Source organism: Bacteroides fragilis (assembly GCF_019583405.1).
In the GTDB taxonomy this organism is placed as follows: domain Bacteria; phylum Bacteroidota; class Bacteroidia; order Bacteroidales; family Bacteroidaceae; genus Bacteroides; species Bacteroides fragilis_B.
Genome location: NZ_SZUU01000006.1, coordinates 207937 through 226349 on the forward strand (window position 1 = coordinate 207937; position 18413 = coordinate 226349).

Here is an 18413-nt window from a genome sequence, read left to right on the forward strand (position 1 = left end):
AGATATAGTATGAAAATCAAAATATACAAATCGCTTGCCATGTGCACTCTCCTGTTAGGACTGGCTGCATGTAATGATTTCGAAGAAATGAATACCGATCCCTACGCACCGGTATACGATCCGGAAATAATCGGTGCCACGCCCGACGGAATCGATATCGACTACGAACTGACACCCAGTGCACTGAAAAGTCTTCAGGGCACGGAAAGTGCCATCGGTTCAGTATTCGCCAACCTCACTTACGAAGGACTGTATAATGATTATCAGGTTACGACCAACCTGACCCATGACATCTACGCTGCTTACTTTGCCAACAACGTTAGCGGATTCGTGACCAACTCACCTACCTACGGTTATAACGACGGATGGTCCAAAAGACGCTGGGAGCACTTCTACGACAACCGTACTGTAGAAGAATACAGCCAGTTGATCAAGACATTCTGGTTCTGTGGAAAAGAGCGCTATCACAATGCGTTCTATATAACCCGCATCTACTACGCATTCCTGATCTCTATGCAAACAGACACTTATGGAGCCATTCCATTGGAATACTACGTAAAAGGTGCAATGCCCACAGATGAGAAAGTGAAATACATGGATCAGAAAGATGTGTACGATGTTATCTTTAAAATGCTCGATCAGGCCATCACTGCACTGCACAACACTCCTTCTACTGCACAATACAGCCTGGGTGAAAACGACAAGTGCTTTGGAGGCGACAAAGACAAATGGCTTCGTTTTGCCAATACCCTTCGCTTACGATTGGCACTGCGTGTATCGAATGTAGATCCTCAACTGGCCAAAGAACAGGGGGAGAAAGCCATGGCCGACCCTGCCGGATTGATGCAAAATGATGATGATAATATGAAGCAGACTCCCAAATACTCGTACATCACGGGTGGTAACGAAAACATCTACACACTTCTGTATAACTGGAGTGCCAACGTAGTGCTATCTAAAGAAATGGAACGAGCTTATAAAGAACAATCGACCATTCTCGACCCGCGTTGCGAAATATTGTGGTGGAGGCCAACCGCCCTTGAGGACCTGAACCAAACCGAACCTAAAGAAGACATGACAAAAGACTTCAATGGTTGTGAAAACGGTGAGACTTCATTGGGAGGAAGCTACACAACGACTTATTCTCCGAGTCGTGTATTCATCAAGCAAGATCAGAAAAAACTCGACCGCAAACATTGGTGGTGTTATGCACGCGAAATAGTATGGCTGGGCTACTCCGAAAGCTTGTTCCTCCGAGCAGAAGCCGCTCTCCGCGGATGGACCGGTGCTAAAGGTACCGCTGAAGATCTCTATAAAGAAGGCATTGAAGCTTCCTTCAACTACTATCAAATTGGTGCTGACGAAGAAGGACAAGAAAAGATCAGCAAATACATGGAAGGATTAAAAGGATTACAAGCCTTCAAGAGTGGTGACAGAGAAGCACAGCTGGAACAAATCATCACTCAGAAGTGGATTGCCGTATATCCTAACGGTAACGAAGGATGGGCAGAGTTCCGCCGTACAGACTATCCCCGCTATATGAAAACACCTAAAGGAGGCAACAACTCAGGGGGTGAAGTCGCAAACGGCAAGTTCATCAAACGCCTGAGATACCCGGATAGTGAAGTGTCTAACCCGAACCGTCCGAAAGATGTAGATACACAAGGAACTCGTTTATGGTGGGACGTAGCCGACACCAATGACGATGGAGGCAATTACGTTACTCCAAACAACTTCCGCTAAACAACGAGATTAATATTCATGCACTGACAATAAATTAGGTTACACAAGAGAAACAGGGAGCCCGGGATGGGTTCCCTGTTTTTATGTATACTCCTGTCACTCTATTTGTTCTTTCGGATAATTCACCAAATAGAGTGTCTTCGATGCACGTGTGAAAGCCGTATATAACCAGCGGAAATAATCCGGCGTCAGATATTCATCCGACATATACCCCTGATCGAGAAAAACATTCAGCCACTGCCCGCCCTGTGCCTTATGGCAAGTCACTGCATAAGCATACTTTACCTGCAAAGCATTGTAATGCGGATCTGCTTTCATCTTTTTCATTCGCTCCCGCTTGACAGTAATGTCCGCATAGTCCTCAAGTACGGAATAAAAAAGCCGGTCATTTTCTGTTTTGGGCAAGGCAGGGGCATCCGAATGGAGTGTATCCAGCAACAAGTTTACTTCAATTTCAAAATCATTATAATCCGGAAATGAAAGAACCACTTCGGCAAACCGAAAACCATACAGTTCACGAGTACGTCTCACCCGGCGAACCACGGCAATCTCTCCGTTCGCTATGAAATCCATTTCTTTATACTTCTCAGTCCAGTAATAATTATTCTTCGCTATCATTAGCAAATCACCCGTATTCAGTTCATCTTCCCGGTAAAGAATCTGGGCACGTATACCTTTATTATATATATTGGCCCGCTTATTGGAACGACATACCACAATCGTCTCGTCCATGCCATCTTTTTCGTAACATCCGGTCAGGGTCTCAATCAGCTCGTCACCGGGCACTACCTTTATATCCGGAAATCCACTCACTTTTATTTTAGGCAACGAGTAACACTCCTCTTCAGCAATTAACCGGCGTATTTGGGTCGCATTCCATAATATACCAGATGCCTGTACCTGACGCACCACTTGTGTCAGATCGACCTCTATCACATTCAGTCCGTATCCTTTCAATGCCTCTGTAACAAGTGCAGGACTTTGCTCTTCCCCTACCGGAGGCAGCTGGGCTGTATCTCCCATCAACAGCAAACGGCATCCTGCACCGGAATAAACAAACTTGACCAGATCATCCAAAAGCCGCCCCGTACCAAACATAGATCCCGACAAACCTTCATTCGAAATCATGGAAGCTTCATCTACAATATATAATGTATGGGTGGTAAGATTATCATTGATTGAAAAATTACTTACTTCATTCGAAAAAGACTGCTGCCTGTATATCTTTTTATGAATGGTAAAGGCCGGGTGTCCTGCGTAAGCAGAAAATACTTTAGCCGCTCTCCCCGTAGGAGCCAGTAATACCGATTTCTGTTGTAACTTATCCATCGCTTTCACTAAGGCCCCGACAAGAGAAGTCTTTCCTGTTCCCGCATATCCACGAAGCACAAAAACCGTATCATTAGCCGTAGAAAGTAGAAACTCCGAAAGAGATTTTACAGCTATTTCTTGCTCAAAAGTTGGCTGATAAGAAAAATTTTCCTTAATTTGCCGCTCTAAATAGTTATTTATCATTTTTGTACGAGAAAAAAGTTACAAGAACTATCGTTAATTAGATTTATTTATTTTATTTTTGCGCTACGAATATAAACTAAAAAAAACATATTTATCATGAAAACAGTATTTAATATCGTACTAGGTGTATGCGCCATTGCTTTGGTTTACATTTGCTATGCTAGTATCATGGGTCCTATCAACTTCGAAAAAGCTAAAAAGCACAGAGACAAAGCAGTTGTTGCCCGCTTGATTGATATTCGTAAAGCTCAGGCAGAATATCGTAACATTTACAAGCAGTATACTGCAAGCTTTGACACACTGATCGATTTCGTTAAGACACAAAAGATTCCTTTCGTATCTAAAGAAGGCGTATTGAGCGATAAGCAGCTGGAAGACGGTATGACTGAAAAGAAAGCCATGGCTATGATCAACAAGGCTAAAAAGACTAACAACTGGAAAGAAGTTGAAGCTGCCGGCTTGATGGGCTTCAAACGTGATACAATATGGGTTGCCGTAACAGATACTATCTACGATAAGTCATTCAATGCAGACTCTTTGAGATATGTTCCGTTCGGTAATGGTGCACAGTTCGAAATGTACACTAAAAACGATACAACTAAATCAGGAGCTCCTATCTTCTTGTTCCAGGCTAATACTCCGTATGATGTATACTTGAACGGACTTGACAAGCAAGAAATCGCAAACTTGAAAGATGTTCAAACCAAACTGGGTAAATACGCAGGTTTGATGGTAGGTTCTATCGACACTCCTAACAACGGCGCAGGTAACTGGGAATAATCCGAATATGCCCGATAGAGCAATTGCAGAAACGATTGACTTTAGTAAATCGGAACAATATACATTGTCCATCCGTCTTAGTACGGATGGATTTTCTTTTTCTATCTACAATCCGATTCACGATAGTTCGCTCTCTTTCTTTGAGAAGGAGGTCGAAGCTTCATTATCTCTTACAGCCAATCTCAAACGGGCTTTTCGTGAATTGGACTTTCTGAATCATACTTACAAACGGGTAAACATTCTGATGGCGGACAAGCGTTTTACCCTAATCCCCCTTGAACTGTTTGAGGATGACCAGTCCGAAATGATATTCTACCACAATCATACTCCCAAAGAAAATGAAACGGTAAAATATAATATTCTAAAAAAGAATAACGCCGTAGTCATCTTTGGCATGGACAAAAGTACTTGCCAGTTCTTATCCGCCCAATACCCTGAAGCGAGATTTTATTCACAAGCGGCTCCATTAGCAGAATATTTTTCGGTGAAAAGTAGATTAGGAAACAGTAAAAAGATATACGTTTCTATTCGCCCTAACACCATCGACTTTTTCTGTTATGAGCGTGGACATTTGCTTCTTGCCAATTCATTTGAATGCCGCGAAACAAGTGACCGAATCTACTACCTGCTCTATCTCTGGAAGCAGTTGAATTTCGATCAAGAACGCGACGAACTTCACTTGACAGGCGTATTTAATGATAAAGAAAAACTAATACAGGAGTTACGTAAATACATACAGCAAGTATTTATAATGAACCCTGCAAGCAATATTGACATGCAAGCCTTATTAACATGCGAGTAATCAGCGGAATATATAAAAGAAGAAGATTTGATGTGCCCAGAACCTTCAAGGCACGTCCGACAACAGATTTTGCCAAAGAGAATCTGTTCAATGTATTATCCAATTACATGGATTTCGAAGATAGCATTGTTGCTCTCGATCTGTTTGCCGGTACAGGCAGTATCAGTATAGAACTGGTCTCACGTGGCTGTGACCGTGTCATCAGTGTAGAAAAAGAGGGTGCCCACCATGCTTTCATCAGTAAAATCATGAAAGAAGTGCAAACAGACAAATGCCTGCCCATCCGTGGAGATGTATTTAAATTCATAAACAGTAGCCATGAACAGTTTGATTTCATTTTTGCGGACCCTCCCTATGAGTTAAAAGAATTGGAAACAATTCCGGATTTAATTTTCAAGAACAACCTACTGAAAGAGGATGGCTTGTTCGTACTGGAGCATGGCAAACAGAGTAACTTTGAAGCTCATCCCCACTTTTTAGAAAGAAGAATATACGGAAGTGTCAATTTTTCCTTCTTCAGATAGGCTGAAGGAGGTTTTCTTTATAGCAACGGAGCCAACAAACGGACTACAGACTCCATTGCTTTCTGACGTGAGGAACGTTTTTCCCAGCTCTTCAAGAAAATCTGGGTACTCTCCCGCTGATCCTGCAAGAAAATCTCCCGCATCTGCAATGCCGTCTCCATATCGTACATAAAGGCATTTACTTCAAAATTATGTTCAAAGCTACGAAAATCGAGATTGGTAGATCCCACAGTTGAAAGCATATCATCCGAAACCATTAATTTAGAATGCAGGAATCCCTTTTTATAAAAATAGACTTTAACTCCTGCACGCAAGACATCTGCCAGATAAGAACAGGAGCCTAAATGTGTTACCCGATTATCCGCATGTTCAGGCAACATCAACCGGACATCGACCCCAGCTAATGCGGCAGTCTGCATTGCACCTAAAATCTGTTCGGTAGGTAAGAAGTAAGGTGTCTGCATATAGAAATATTTCTTAGCACCGGATATAGCTACCGTCATCCCCTGCATGATTTCTTTCCAAGGACCAATCGGCTCACTCGTCACAATCTGAACTAAGGAATTACCAAAGGCTTCTATCTTAGGAAAGTAGCGTGAAGCTGTAATCAGAGTGCGATCTACGAAATACCAATCAAGCAAAAAAGTAGTTTGAAGGCCATGTACCGCTTTTCCTTCAATCAATATATGTGTATCTCTCCAAATTCCCCACGAAAAGCCACGCATATAGCGTTCGGCAAGATTCATTCCACCAATAAATCCAACACGACCATCAATCACCACAATCTTCCGGTGATTACGATAATTCACTTTACTCGTGAACAAGGGAAAACGGACCTTCAAAAAACTGCGTACCTCAATTCCGGCATCTCTCATCTCTTCGAAAAAGCGATGAGGAACATGCCAACATCCTACATCGTCGTAGATCACACGCACCTCGACTCCCGTGCGTGCCTTCTCTATCAGTACATCACGCACCAGTCGCCCCACCGGATCATCCTCAAAGATATAATATTCCATATGAATATGAAGCCTCGCCTTTTGCAACTCTCTTAACAGAGCTTGTAATTTAGAATACCCTCCAGTGTAAATATCGACCCGGTTTCCCTCGAACGGAAAAGCCTGGTTCGTATTCTGAAACAGTTGTATCAGCCGTGCATATTCCTTCGGTGTTTCACAGCAATTCTGCGCCAGATATTCTGCCATCGGTTTTTTGAGCAAACGGTCATAACTTTTCTTACCGATAATCTTCTCACGCCTTTGGCTACGCCCAAAAAAGAAATAGAAGACCAACCCTACAACCGGAAGAAACATCAGGATCAGAATCCACGCCATTGTCTTCACCGGATTACGATTGTCGAGAATCACGATGACAATCGTACCGATAATGGCCCCGAAATAAATAATGTCAAAGGCAACGGTAGCTATTACACTTGCTATGTAGTTCCAATCTATCATATTCGCCCTCCGCGGATTATACAAAGAACAAATGTATGGAAAATATCGGATACGAACAACAACTGTCCCGATTCAAAACGATAATCCCTCCGGACCGATACAAAATTAAAGAGATTTTGCATCAGTCCGGAGGGATTTGCCTGTGTTAACAAGATATCTTATTAAAAGCGGGGATGTCCGCCACCAAAGCCACCGCCGGGACCTCTACCGGGTCCACCAAAACCTCTTCTACCACTATTCATCATCTTTTCTCGAGCAGCTTTACTGCCGAAGATATTCAGACGGTAGATAAAGTGTACCATACAGTAACTATTAATACCGTTATATTCGGATACCGAACGCATATCGGCTGACAACGAACGGCTGATGTTGCTCTGTTGTCTCAAAATATCATAAACCTCAAAACTAACAGTAGCAGCACCTTTCAGCAATGACTGAGCAAGTTGTGCATTCCAGATAAGTTCGTCACGGTTCATGCTTGAGTCACGATAGCCGCGACGACTTTGATTGGCGATGTTAGTAGCCAAAGTCATTTTCCAAGGCATCGTAATATTGGTACTTGCTCCGTAAGAATACGTATAAGGTTCTTGATTATTCTCCGGACGAAGTTTATTGCGTTCGGCTGTGTAATTGATCGAACCGTTCAAAGAAAATTCAAACCAATCATTACGATAGGAACCTGTTACTCTCTCACCTAATGTCAGACCTGTACTTGTATTTCTATCATTGTTTTTCGTATCCTGATTATAAAGGAACGCCACATTATTCTGGTAATTAACATTAGTGAAAGTATTAATCGTATACTTCTTATTCTTTAAAGCTGTATTGAAACCGAACATACCGAACGCATTCCAGTTACCATTGATATTCTCCGGTCGTGTAATCAATCCACCGGTTTCTTCATTATAGCGAGTACTGTTACTGATGCTGTTTTGTGTAGCTGTAAAGCTAAAATGAGTCATGATTCCACGCTGTTTCTCTGCATTATATGTATTATAGAACAAACGCATCGTATGTGCAAAAGAAGGCTTCAATCCGGGATTACCCATACGTATATTCAACGGATTGGAGTTATCGGTTATAGGCAACAAGTTCTCCATAGTCGGCTGATTGCTACGTCCCCGATAAGTGAAACGCAACTGACTCACCTTTGAGAAACGGAAACGCAAGTCCATATTCGGTGCGAAGTTGAATACAGTACGTGTTGTATCAATCATATAGTCTCCTTTCTTATAAGACAAGGTAGAGTTCTGTGGTTGGAAAGACATGCCTACATTCAACTGATACTTCGGACGAATGAAACGCACCCCCACTGAAGCATCATGGTTATAATAACGATATTCAGCATTCTTACTCAAGCTGTCCACTGCATGAGACTCATACCCGGAGGGGAGAGCTCCCCCGATAGCCCAGTCCGGATAATCGAGCAAATCGAACGTGGTCTTGTCACTCTTGCTGTATTTATACTGAAACTGATAACTGAACTGCAAGAAAGTAGCCTTGGCAATCGGTTCACTATAAGTAACTTGGGCCGTATAGTTATAATTGCGTGTAGGAGTTGTAATATATTGATTACGGTACAGGATAGAGTCACCTCCCAAATGATTCAACAATTGATAATAGCGTGTTTCAGACTGTGTGTATTGGTCGTTATCATTATTTCCATAACCGAAGACCCCACGGAAAGTCAGGTTACGACCTCTATTATTCAATTTCCGGTTAACCTGCAAAGTGGCATTTCCCGACAAGCTATTCCCTTTAGACAGCGAAGCACTGTTAGTAGCATTTACACGGATATCTTTCAAGGGATCATCGGAAAGATTGTCAAAATTCAGATAATCATTCGGATTTGCCACCAAATTGAAAGGATCTTCATTGAAGGTTCCCGATTCCGAGAGAGAAGCATTATTGGTTCTTCCATAAGAAAAATTCGGGCGAAAAATAATGTTTGTCAACGTATCCGGTTTCCACTCCATACGAAAGTCAGCATTCACGTTTGTCCCCTTATTCCGGTTCTTATTATTCGAATTAGAATATGAATTACCATTCTGAAGAAAACGCTCGGAAGAATTGATGCTTGAGATGTCAGCATCCTGGAAGTTATATCGTACACTACCTCCCAGTTCGAGCTTGTTGGTCTGAGTCGCAAAGTTGGCACCCAACATTTTAGTAGCATTCAAACCATTGTTACTACGCCAGCGCGGACCGCCTCCCCCTCCGGAGAATCCCTGATCATTTACATTATTCGCCGAGCCTATAATGGAGAACTGGGTTTTATCGACAAAGCGGTTCAGCATCATTCGTCCAGTATAGCGGTCTTTAGTACCGGCTCCCAAATCTGCATTGCCGAACCATCCCTGATTCATTCCTTTTTTTACAGTCAAGTCGAGTACCGTTTCTTCTTCACCGTCATCAATCCCCGTCACACGTGCCAGATCCGACTTTTTATCATAAGTTTTCAGCTTATCGACCATGTCTACCGGAAGATTCTTCAAACCGGTTTTCACGTCTCCACCGAAAAACTCCTTACCATCAACCATAATTTTCTTCAGATCCTTACCATTGATTTTTACATTACCGTCATCATCAATTTCAGCGCCCGGAAGTTTCTTGACCAATTCTTCCAGCATAGCCCCCTCAGGTGTACGGTAAGCACTGGAATTGTACATTAACGTATCTTCTACAACCGTCACTTGCGGAGCTTCTGCTACCACAACCGCTTCTTGCAGCATGACAGCATCAGTTGCCAGTTCAATATTCCCCATTTTTTTTGCAGGAACATTAGCTGTTAGCTGCACAGGAATAATTTTGGTGACATACCCGATGAAAGATACTTTAAGCAGATATTTTCCCGGTTTCTGCTTGGATAAAGAAAAGTAGCCTTGTGTCGAAGTGGTCATACCCGCTACCTGAGCACTGTCAGGGAGAGATAATAACTGCACAGCAGCGAGTTCGACCGGTTCCTTCGTACCGGCCTCTATTACACGGCCCGATACGGTTACAATTTTGTTTTGCGCATAAGTGGATAGGGTAGCTGTCAGCAGCAACACCGTCCAGATCAATAGTTTCTTCATTTGCCTGTAGGTTGAATAATAACAATCGTTTGTTTGACAACCTTCAAGGCAAAAGGTTTAATTTAAACACAATTATCTTTTAAAGATTTTATCGATTCGCGCTTTTTGCATACCAAATTCAAGGCAGAGCACATTGATAATAAGAAAAATAAGAAAAGAAGAGGTATCTACGGTCATGATATCTCCCGTTGCTACCCGATAAAGCATCCCGCCAAACAAAAAAAGTACAGTCAGAAAAATAGCATTACGAGTAGCTTTGTTCCGTATAATCTCTGTCTCACGACCTTCATTACGTGATAAAGCAAAAATAATCATCATTGCTCCCAATATCATCAGCAGCTTAATACACTCTTTATAAAATAATAAGTTACTGTCCGTTACCATTCCCTGCATCAATAACAGGAATGGAATAAACATAGAAATAACAAGAATCACATATCCTAAAGGACGACAGAATACAGGTAATAATGCTTTCATCTTATCTAAATTTAATGTCACAAAGATAGCTTTTTCTCATAAACAGAACCCCATGTTTTACATTTTTAAGTGCTAAGTTTCACTATTTATCTCCGAACTCCTATCTTTGCAGTACATAAAAAAACATTGAACCATTATGAGTAAACAAGAAGTCATCCTTTGTGAAGATCTGGAAAGCAGTCTTAAACGTGCCATCGACAACTGCCCACACGACCGCCTGTTCATTCTCACTGACGATCATACTCACCATCTCTGCCTCTCTCAACTGGCAGGCTTATCAGTCCTGAAAGATGCTGTAGAAATCACTATCGGAGCCGAAGACGTACATAAAACACTCGAAACCCTGGCCTCTGTCTGGCAGGTATTAAGTGAAAAAGGCGCCACCCGTCACTCGCTCCTCATCAATCTCGGGGGCGGAATGGTCACTGATTTAGGTGGATTTGCAGCCGCAACCTTCAAACGCGGCATTGCCTATATCAATATTCCCACCACCTTGCTGGCAATGGTAGATGCTTCTGTTGGCGGGAAAACCGGCATTAATTTCAACGGATTGAAAAACGAGATAGGTGCCTTTGCACCGGCAGCAAGTGTATTAATCGAAACAGAGTTTCTCCGTACACTCGATGCACATAATTTCTTTTCAGGATACGCCGAGATGCTAAAACACGGCCTGATCAGCAACACCTCCCATTGGGCTGAACTACTTGCATTCGATACGGAGAAGATGGATTACGGATATCTGAAAAAATTGGTAGGTCACTCCGTACAAGTGAAAGAAGATATAGTGAAACAAGACCCATTCGAACATGGCATCCGTAAAGCATTAAACCTGGGACATACCGTAGGACACGCCTTTGAAAGTCTGGCACTTGCCGAAAATCGTCCGGTTCTTCACGGATATGCCGTAGCTTGGGGCATTGTTTGTGAACTCTATCTGTCACATCTCAAAGCCGGCTTCCCGAAGGATAAAATGCGCCAGACCATCCTATTCATAAAAGATAATTATGGAGCTTTCCCGTTCGACTGTAAGCAATACGATCGTTTATACAAATTCATGCAACATGATAAGAAAAACAATGCAGGTGTCATAAACTTCACACTTCTGAAAGAAATCGGCGATATAAGTATCAACCAGACAACGGACAAAGATACTATTTTCGAAATGTTCGACTTCTATCGGGAGTGCATGGGTATGTAAAGCAGGCATCGTGACAGAGGTATCCACTTCCGATCATGAATAAATGAAGTACCACATAAGAAGCATAAGACGAATCGGCAGATTGCGAAAATCACAACTAATACGAATGACCACCCGCCTTAACAATCCCAAGGGGTATCAGGACATATTAGTATAATACATTATTTACTAATCATTTAAATGGATAGTGATCTGTTCTCCAAACCTTTGTTTTAACACAATGTTAAAACAAAGGTTTGGTCGATAAAAGACTTGTTCTCTAACGTCAAGAAACAAATCTTTTGCAAAGAAGAGTTTTATTATCTCATATTCAGATTAACAATGTTAATGGATCGTTTCACCCAAAACCTCTACTCTCTAAGCATGAAAAATGCTATAAAGGAGAAATAAATCATCCGAATATTTTGCTTATTAAAAATAAAATTCTACTTTTGCACTCGCAATTCGGGATGTAGCTCAGCCCGGTAGAGTACGCGTCTGGGGGGCGTGTGGTCGCAAGTTCGAATCTTGTCATCCCGACGAATTGAATGAAATAAGGAGTTAAGAATCAAACTTAACTCCTTTTCTTTTTATCTGATAGTTTGATTCTCATTTTTACCGTTACAACACCTACACTGCAAATAGAGAAAAAGCAGAACGTTGAATATTCAATGCAATTCCCCTGATTATTTCCACATATTACTCAGTATCTCAAGTTTTTTTCTATCTTTGCCCCAAATAAAACAGCATCCGGAAAATAAACGGGGTATGTCCATTATAAATGGATACTTCGCATAAAAACACAAAATAAAAATCGTCTTATTAACAAGAAAACTCAAACAAAAATGAAACGCATTGTTTTTTTAGATTATGTACGCGTATTCGCGTGCTTCCTCGTTATGATCGTACACGCCAGTGAAAATTTCTACGGTGCCGCCGGATCCACAGATATGGCCGGACCGCAATCTTATTTAGCCAGTGAGGCAGACCGCTTGTGGGTAGCTGTATACGATGGCTTTTCACGCATGGCAGTACCATTATTCATGATTGTCTCCGCCTTTCTTCTTGCTCCGATGAAAGAAGAACAAACTACATGGCAATTTTATCGCCAGCGATTCCTTCGTATCATACCACCATTTTTCATATTCATGGTATTATACAGCACCTTGCCAATGTTGTGGGGACAGATAAACGGAGAGACATCATTAACAGATCTGTCGCGGATATTCCTGAACTTCCCGACACTGGCCGGACACCTGTGGTTCATGTATCCTTTAATCAGTCTTTATCTATTCATACCTATAATATCTCCATGGCTGAGAAAAGCCTCGGCAAAAGAAGAACGTTTCTTCATCGGATTGTTTCTGTTATCAACATGCATACCCTATCTCAACCGTTGGTGCGGTGAAGTATGGGGACAATGTTTCTGGAACGAATATCACATGCTATGGTACTTCTCAGGCTATTTAGGTTACCTCGTGCTGGCACATTATATACATACTCACCTTACGTGGAGTCGTTCGAAACGTTTCATCATAGGAACCATTTCAATGGTTATAGGAGCTGTATTAACCATCTATTCATTCTATAGCCAGGCTATACCTGGTGAAATTCTTTCTACACCCGTAATAGAAATAGGATGGGCCTTCTGTACAATCAACTGTGTACTGCTCACAGCGGGTACGTTCCTCATGTTTACGTGCATCAATAACTCAAAAGCTCCACGAATCATAACAGAAATGTCAAAGCTCAGCTACGGTATGTATCTGATGCACATATTCTGGCTCGGATTATGGGCTACAGTCTTCAAACATACACTGGCATTTCCTGCTGTCGTTGCCATACCATGTATCGCTGTTAGTACATTCATCTGCTGCTTCGTAACTGCAAAGATTATCTCATTCATCCCAGGCAGTAAATGGATAATAGGATAAATATCCGCTATGGGAACTGTTACAAAATTGAATGTTGCAAATACCATAGGGTACAAATCAGATAACTAATAATCAGAGATATACAATTCTCTGAATCAGATCATTTTTTTATTCTAAAAACAAATAACAGTGAGCCCCTGTCCGGAATACACCTGACAGGGGCTCAACTCTGAATATATAAAGATAAAAAGTATAGATACTTCAGATTCCGTTTTCATCGCCTCATATTGCTGACGAGTAATAGCATCCCGTTCCAACATGTTCTGATAACGTTTATATTCGTGGCTGGCGGAAGAGCGGAAGTTTGGTTAGTATACCCTGAAAGGGCTCAAAACGGGGCTTTCTGTATTTCTGTTTCATTCGTCTCGTGGAACTTTATGCTCCATCCGAGGGACAAAGTTACCAAAAGCAAGATTCAGGTGGGAACGGAAGAGATTATTTTCTTCATACAGCCTCTCCGAAAACCAAGAAAGGGAGCCAAGCACGCAGCTAAACTCCCTCTCTTTATTCAGGTTACTGTCTTATTTCTTATAAACTTTCAAATTTGTTATCTTACTATCAAACTTCCCGGCTTTCTCTAATGGGAAAACCAAAGTACGGACATAATTCATAGAATCCTTTCCGGCATTATAGTAAAGTTTCTGAGTATTCATTTCCTCTACCACCTGACCGTTGATAAGCAAGCGGGTCGACTTATTGTCACCACTGATACCGATGGTCGCTTTCTCACCTTTGTGAATACGGTGACTAAAGGTATTCAAATAACCGTCACGGGCAAAACCCAACATACCGCGGATCGGATCGGAAAGATAAAATACGGCATCCGGCGAACGGAACAGTTCCGTACCCTTTGCTTCGTCGGCTCCGTCAATGTCGAATGTTACCAGATAGTCGTATCCGATTTCGCGATGGGGTGTCTTGCTACCCGGAGCAACGGAAGCCTGTTCATACACCAATCCCGGTGCTGTACCGATACGCCCGAGTTGGTTCACACCCGGAGCCTCACTGAGGACATTGCGTTGTTTGTCGAAGTCGGCATAGGGAACAGACGTATCTTTTCCTGTCCACATCTTCACAGCCAAGGTCTGCAAAGCCGGATAAACACGGTGGTGAATATCTTTTGTCGAGATACCGTTGCCTACATGATCGTTCCATACGGCAAACATACCACCGAGGATAGAAGGGTCTTTCTCCGGGAAAACTGCTTTGCCGATGTGTACAGGAGTCCAGTTCTCATACAGATACTTCGTGTTCAGGTAGTCATAATAGTATCCGGCAGCCGGAACGATGTATACCAGCCCATCAGGAATACTGATCAGCTTATATCCCTGCTCGATCATGTCTTTCGGATTGGCATAGCCATTGTACCAGGCACTCATGATCACATTCTCCGATTTCACCGGTGTATCACCTTTGGCATGTGTCAGTGCTCCCCATACACAAGCCTGTTTGCCAAAGCTCTCTACATAGCGGATGTAGTGGTCAGTGAAAGCACGGAACTTCTCTACCACATCTTTCTTCTTATTAGAATATTCATCAGTACCGATATGCACTTTCTTTCCACGGAATACCGGTTCATCTCCTTCCAGATATTCTTTAAAGAGACCATCCATAAACTTATAGGTTTCAGGATTGAACAAGTCGAGGTGATCCATGCCATATTCTTTGCTGCCGATCTCCGGTTTATAATGTGTAAAAGCAAGGGTATGTGCCGGAGCATCAATCTCGGGAATGATCTCTACATAAAGATTCTCAGCCAGCTTTTGCAAGTCGATAAATTCACGTTTGGTGTAATATCCATCTTCGGCAGCCAGTCCGGGATACGTATCCGACTCCAGACGGAACGCAGCATAAGTCTTCGACCAATCATGTTCAAAATACTGCTTAAAGCCATTATCATTCAAGTGAATCTGCAAAGTATTCATCTTGTAATAAGCCATGATCTTCACATAGTCCTGAAGGAAAGCAAGAGGAATAAACTTACGTCCGCAGTCTATCATGAAGCCACGCACGGCATAGTCAGGAAAATCGCGCAAAGTTCCTTTCGGGAACTGGTGGTTTTCACTTTGTTCCGCAATCTGGAGCAAAGTACGGGTTCCCCAATATACGCCTATGCTTTCGGGAGCAGTCAGCAAGATACGGTCGGTTACTTTTACCGTATAACCTTCTTTACCCAACTTTTTATCTGAGCGGATGGCAAGGATCACATCGCCGGCTCCGCCTTTGCCCTGTACCACTTCGGGTTTATAGCCGAACATTGTTTCACAATCATCGGCCAGCATACGGGCTATGCGCAACAGTTCCGGCTGATTGGCGGGACAGACAATCTTTGTAGCTTCGGTAGGCACAAACACTCCTTCGGCACCTTTCCACTCTTTCAGTTCGGGAATCACAAAAGGTTTGGGATTAACAACTGCACTGATGCCGGGACAAACCAGGCATAGTGCCACAAGAATCATAAAGAATCGGTTAACAAGTTTCATATCGTGTCGTTATAAAAGGGTTAATTCAACCGGACATCCGATTGCGGAACCAAAAGTAATGCAAATCTATCGATTGTACAACATTCTGTTCAAAATAAAAGAAAGTTGGCACCCCGGCAGACAAAATCACATATCCGCTGAAGTACCAACACGGGGTCTTTGTTTCCGCTGAAACAGTGACCTCATCACAAACAAAACAAACATCAAGCTGATGGCAAACACCAACTTGCTACAGAAGTCCTTCTCAGGGAACCTCACGGTCACTCATCCGTAGATTTTAAATATGATTATCGGACAAATTGGGGATAGTAAACCAGAAAGTCGATCCTTCTCCAACTTCCGATTCCACTCCAATCGTCCCGTGCATACGCTCAATAATAATTTTACATAGGGACAATCCCAGTCCAAGCCCTTGGGTAAAGCTATCAAGTTTCACAAATCGTTCAAATATCACTTCCTTTTTATCGTTAGGAATGCCGCATCCGGTATCCGTCACATAAAACCTAATTTGACCATTCTCTTTCTCTTGATAACCCCAACGAACGGTCCCCTTTGTTGTAAATTTAATAGCATTATCCAATAAGTGCTCCAATATCTGTATCAGCCTGTCCCGATCTGTATAGATGTGAGCACTCGATTGCTCCCGATCCCAAGCCAAAAGCAGATCACGTGCTTCCGCTTTGAGGCCATATATCTGTTCTATCTCTTTCATCAATGGATCAAGAGCAACATCCGAACTGACTATATCCATGATACCCGACTCAATATTGGAGAGATCAATCACGTCATTCATCAATCGCAAAAGATGCCCAGTATTACTCTGTATCAATCCAATATACTCTTGCTGTTCTTTTTCGTTATCTACGATAGAGAGCAAGGATGCAAAGCCGACAATCGCATTCAAAGGTGTACGTATCTCATGATTCATATTAGCAATCAATGCCGCTTTGAGCCGATTGGCTTCTTCCGCCTTCTCCTTGGCTACTGTCAGTTCTTCTTCCAGAACTTTTCGCTTGGTAATCGACATCAGCGTTCCCTCTACTGTCAGCACTCTGCCATTCGCATCGACCTTCCCGGGAATAGCATGCATCTCCAACCATTCCAATGCCAATCCACCTCTCTTTTGGGCCCAAAAACGAAGTTCTACCACCACTTTACCCACTTTACCCTTCAGTAATCTCCGACAGGCCTCAATAACCCGAAGGCGATCCTTCTTGTATATACCTCGATAAACGCGCGCTATAGAAACCGGAAATGAATTATTGTGAAATATTTCCCACCCTACAGGGTCATCTGAGGGACGAGCATCAAACCAGACCATATGCTCTGCCAGTCCCCATTTCCATGGGAAAACCTCCGCAACTCCAAGAGTCATCAACAACTTACGGTTCACTTTATCCAGCATCCTCCGGGTCCGCAACAACTCAATTTGTTCTTCTTGTTTCATTCAGACATTATTTATTGATACATACGATATTCTGTAAGCGTCATCCCTGTGTGTTTTCTAAAAAAACGCCCCAATGACGACTGATTCGCAAAATTTGTCTTAATAGATATTTCTTGTATATTCATAGTAGAATTCTTCAGCATGGCTTTGATCTCCAATATAGCATACTCTACAATCCAATCTTTTGCCGTTTTTCCGCTCGCCTCTTTTATTACCATTGACAGATACTTCGAAGTGATACACAACTTGTCGGCATAGAAAGCGACATCCTTGTGTTCCCGATAATGCTGCATAATCAAACAGAAAAAATCGTGCGCCAGTTTACTCTTACCCATATCCGAACCTCCTTTCATCAAATGAGAGTTACTGTAATATTCGTTATAGATATCCAGATAGAAGATTCTCAGCAATAACAACACGGACTCCCTCCTGAAAAAATGGGTAGGATCCTTTGCCCGTTGTGAGAGTGATTCGTAAAAAAGCTTGAACCGTTCAATCTCTTCTTTTGTTAATTCATGCCAATAATGGCTTCTCATGTAAACAAAGAAAAGAGGAGAAAAGCGATTGAATCCACTTAACGTATCATCAAAGAGCGCACGCGACAGCACAACTATATCACAAAGAAAATCACTGCTCAACTCGGTTATCGAAACCAATTGCCCAGGCAGAATAACTGCCAGTTCGTTCTTCGTAAGAATGTGGATATTGTCAAAGATACAAACCTTAGCGGTCCCTCTCAAACATAAAATAATCATTCCGGCTTCAGTATAGGAAGGAGCAGAGGTCACACGAATGTGCTTCATATTCTCACAAACCATGAGTTCATCCCCCAATAAAGTCGTGGCATAACTATCTGTTATCAATTTCTCACTATCCCTGTTTGGCATCAGAATTCTTTCATTGTTGATACAAAAGTAAAATAACTATGCTAACCCCGTTACCGCACAAGACTTTTGGTATCACAATACGGAAATATGGGGGCTCTTCTTGACATTTTTTT

The 18413-nt window shown here is 42.3% G+C and carries 13 protein-coding genes and 1 tRNA gene; 7 read left to right on the plus strand and 7 right to left on the minus strand.

Going from position 1 to position 18413, the window contains the following annotated elements; translation table 11 throughout:
* Nucleotides 1-9: 9 nt before the first annotated feature.
* Entirely contained in the window at nt 10-1743 is a 1734-nt protein-coding gene (locus FDF36_RS14495; protein WP_220391812.1) for a SusD/RagB family nutrient-binding outer membrane lipoprotein, read from the plus strand.
* 96 nt (nt 1744-1839) lie between these two features.
* On the opposite strand, the gene FDF36_RS14500 is transcribed toward FDF36_RS14495, so the two are convergent.
* Nucleotides 1840-3258: an ATP-dependent DNA helicase gene (locus FDF36_RS14500; RefSeq protein ID WP_220391813.1), complete on the minus strand. Its 1419-nt coding sequence runs from the start codon at nt 3256-3258 to the stop codon at nt 1840-1842.
* A 96-nt stretch (nt 3259-3354) separates the two neighbouring features.
* Between FDF36_RS14500 and FDF36_RS14505 the strand changes: the two genes are divergently transcribed.
* From FDF36_RS14505 to FDF36_RS14515, 3 genes are read left to right on the plus strand one after another with little or no spacing between them, the layout of a single operon-like run.
* Nucleotides 3355-4038 carry a hypothetical protein gene (locus FDF36_RS14505; protein ID WP_220391814.1) on the plus strand — a complete coding sequence of 228 codons (684 nt, stop codon included), beginning with the start codon at nt 3355-3357 and terminating at the stop codon, nt 4036-4038.
* A gap of 7 nt (nt 4039-4045) precedes the next feature.
* Complete coding sequence (locus FDF36_RS14510; RefSeq protein ID WP_220391815.1) at nt 4046-4840, plus strand: DUF3822 family protein; 795 nt, start codon at nt 4046-4048, stop codon at nt 4838-4840.
* Complete coding sequence (locus FDF36_RS14515; protein WP_220391816.1) at nt 4831-5364, plus strand: RsmD family RNA methyltransferase; 534 nt, start codon at nt 4831-4833, stop codon at nt 5362-5364. The genes FDF36_RS14510 and FDF36_RS14515 overlap by 10 nt, the downstream gene beginning before the upstream one ends.
* 17 nt (nt 5365-5381) lie before the next feature.
* Here the strand turns inward: FDF36_RS14515 and cls are convergent, their stop codons facing one another.
* The 3 genes from cls to FDF36_RS14530 all read right to left on the minus strand — a co-directional run bounded on the left by cls (nt 5382) and on the right by FDF36_RS14530 (nt 10372).
* Nucleotides 5382-6821: a cardiolipin synthase gene (gene cls / locus FDF36_RS14520; RefSeq protein ID WP_220391817.1), complete on the minus strand. Its 1440-nt coding sequence runs from the start codon at nt 6819-6821 to the stop codon at nt 5382-5384.
* 161 nt (nt 6822-6982) lie between these two features.
* Nucleotides 6983-9895, minus strand: a complete 2913-nt coding sequence (locus FDF36_RS14525) for a TonB-dependent receptor (RefSeq protein ID WP_220391818.1) — start codon at nt 9893-9895, stop codon at nt 6983-6985.
* Nucleotides 9896-9967: 72 nt separating this feature from the next.
* Nucleotides 9968-10372 carry a hypothetical protein gene (locus FDF36_RS14530; protein ID WP_005784807.1) on the minus strand — a complete coding sequence of 135 codons (405 nt, stop codon included), beginning with the start codon at nt 10370-10372 and terminating at the stop codon, nt 9968-9970.
* A gap of 136 nt (nt 10373-10508) precedes the next feature.
* On the opposite strand from FDF36_RS14530, the gene aroB reads away from it, so the two are divergent.
* The 3 genes from aroB to FDF36_RS14545 all read left to right on the plus strand — a co-directional run bounded on the left by aroB (nt 10509) and on the right by FDF36_RS14545 (nt 13483).
* The gene (aroB, locus tag FDF36_RS14535) at nt 10509-11570 is read left to right on the plus strand and encodes a 3-dehydroquinate synthase (RefSeq protein ID WP_220391819.1); all 1062 of its coding nucleotides are present in this window, start codon (nt 10509-10511) and stop codon (nt 11568-11570) included.
* A gap of 445 nt (nt 11571-12015) precedes the next feature.
* Nucleotides 12016-12089, plus strand: a tRNA-Pro gene (locus FDF36_RS14540).
* Nucleotides 12090-12394: 305 nt separating this feature from the next.
* Nucleotides 12395-13483, plus strand: a complete 1089-nt coding sequence (locus FDF36_RS14545) for an acyltransferase (protein WP_220391820.1) — start codon at nt 12395-12397, stop codon at nt 13481-13483.
* 521 nt (nt 13484-14004) lie between these two features.
* Here FDF36_RS14545 and FDF36_RS14550 read toward each other — a convergent pair.
* The 3 genes from FDF36_RS14550 to FDF36_RS14560 form a co-directional block, all read right to left on the minus strand.
* Nucleotides 14005-15966: a family 20 glycosylhydrolase gene (locus FDF36_RS14550; RefSeq protein WP_220391821.1), complete on the minus strand. Its 1962-nt coding sequence runs from the start codon at nt 15964-15966 to the stop codon at nt 14005-14007.
* Nucleotides 15967-16243: 277 nt separating this feature from the next.
* Nucleotides 16244-17413: a sensor histidine kinase gene (locus FDF36_RS14555; RefSeq protein WP_220391822.1), complete on the minus strand. Its 1170-nt coding sequence runs from the start codon at nt 17411-17413 to the stop codon at nt 16244-16246.
* Nucleotides 17414-17424: 11 nt separating this feature from the next.
* On the minus strand, nt 17425-18300 hold the full coding sequence (locus FDF36_RS14560) for a helix-turn-helix domain-containing protein (protein ID WP_220391823.1): 876 nt from the start codon (nt 18298-18300) through the stop codon (nt 17425-17427).
* Nucleotides 18301-18413 lie beyond the last annotated feature (113 nt).

Bases quoted from the DNA above. Each gene is read 5' to 3' on its own strand.
- FDF36_RS14495 (WP_220391812.1), top strand. From the start codon at position 10: ATGAAAATCAAAATATACAAATCGCTTGCCATGTGCACTCTCCTGTTA.
- FDF36_RS14500 (WP_220391813.1), bottom strand. From the start codon at position 3,258: ATGATAAATAACTATTTAGAGCGGCAAATTAAGGAAAATTTTTCTTAT.
- FDF36_RS14505 (WP_220391814.1), top strand. From the start codon at position 3,355: ATGAAAACAGTATTTAATATCGTACTAGGTGTATGCGCCATTGCTTTG.
- FDF36_RS14510 (WP_220391815.1), top strand. From the start codon at position 4,046: ATGCCCGATAGAGCAATTGCAGAAACGATTGACTTTAGTAAATCGGAA.
- FDF36_RS14515 (WP_220391816.1), top strand. From the start codon at position 4,831: ATGCGAGTAATCAGCGGAATATATAAAAGAAGAAGATTTGATGTGCCC.
- cls (WP_220391817.1), bottom strand. From the start codon at position 6,821: ATGATAGATTGGAACTACATAGCAAGTGTAATAGCTACCGTTGCCTTT.
- FDF36_RS14525 (WP_220391818.1), bottom strand. From the start codon at position 9,895: ATGAAGAAACTATTGATCTGGACGGTGTTGCTGCTGACAGCTACCCTA.
- FDF36_RS14530 (WP_005784807.1), bottom strand. From the start codon at position 10,372: ATGAAAGCATTATTACCTGTATTCTGTCGTCCTTTAGGATATGTGATT.
- aroB (WP_220391819.1), top strand. From the start codon at position 10,509: ATGAGTAAACAAGAAGTCATCCTTTGTGAAGATCTGGAAAGCAGTCTT.
- FDF36_RS14545 (WP_220391820.1), top strand. From the start codon at position 12,395: ATGAAACGCATTGTTTTTTTAGATTATGTACGCGTATTCGCGTGCTTC.
- FDF36_RS14550 (WP_220391821.1), bottom strand. From the start codon at position 15,966: ATGAAACTTGTTAACCGATTCTTTATGATTCTTGTGGCACTATGCCTG.
- FDF36_RS14555 (WP_220391822.1), bottom strand. From the start codon at position 17,413: ATGAAACAAGAAGAACAAATTGAGTTGTTGCGGACCCGGAGGATGCTG.
- FDF36_RS14560 (WP_220391823.1), bottom strand. From the start codon at position 18,300: ATGCCAAACAGGGATAGTGAGAAATTGATAACAGATAGTTATGCCACG.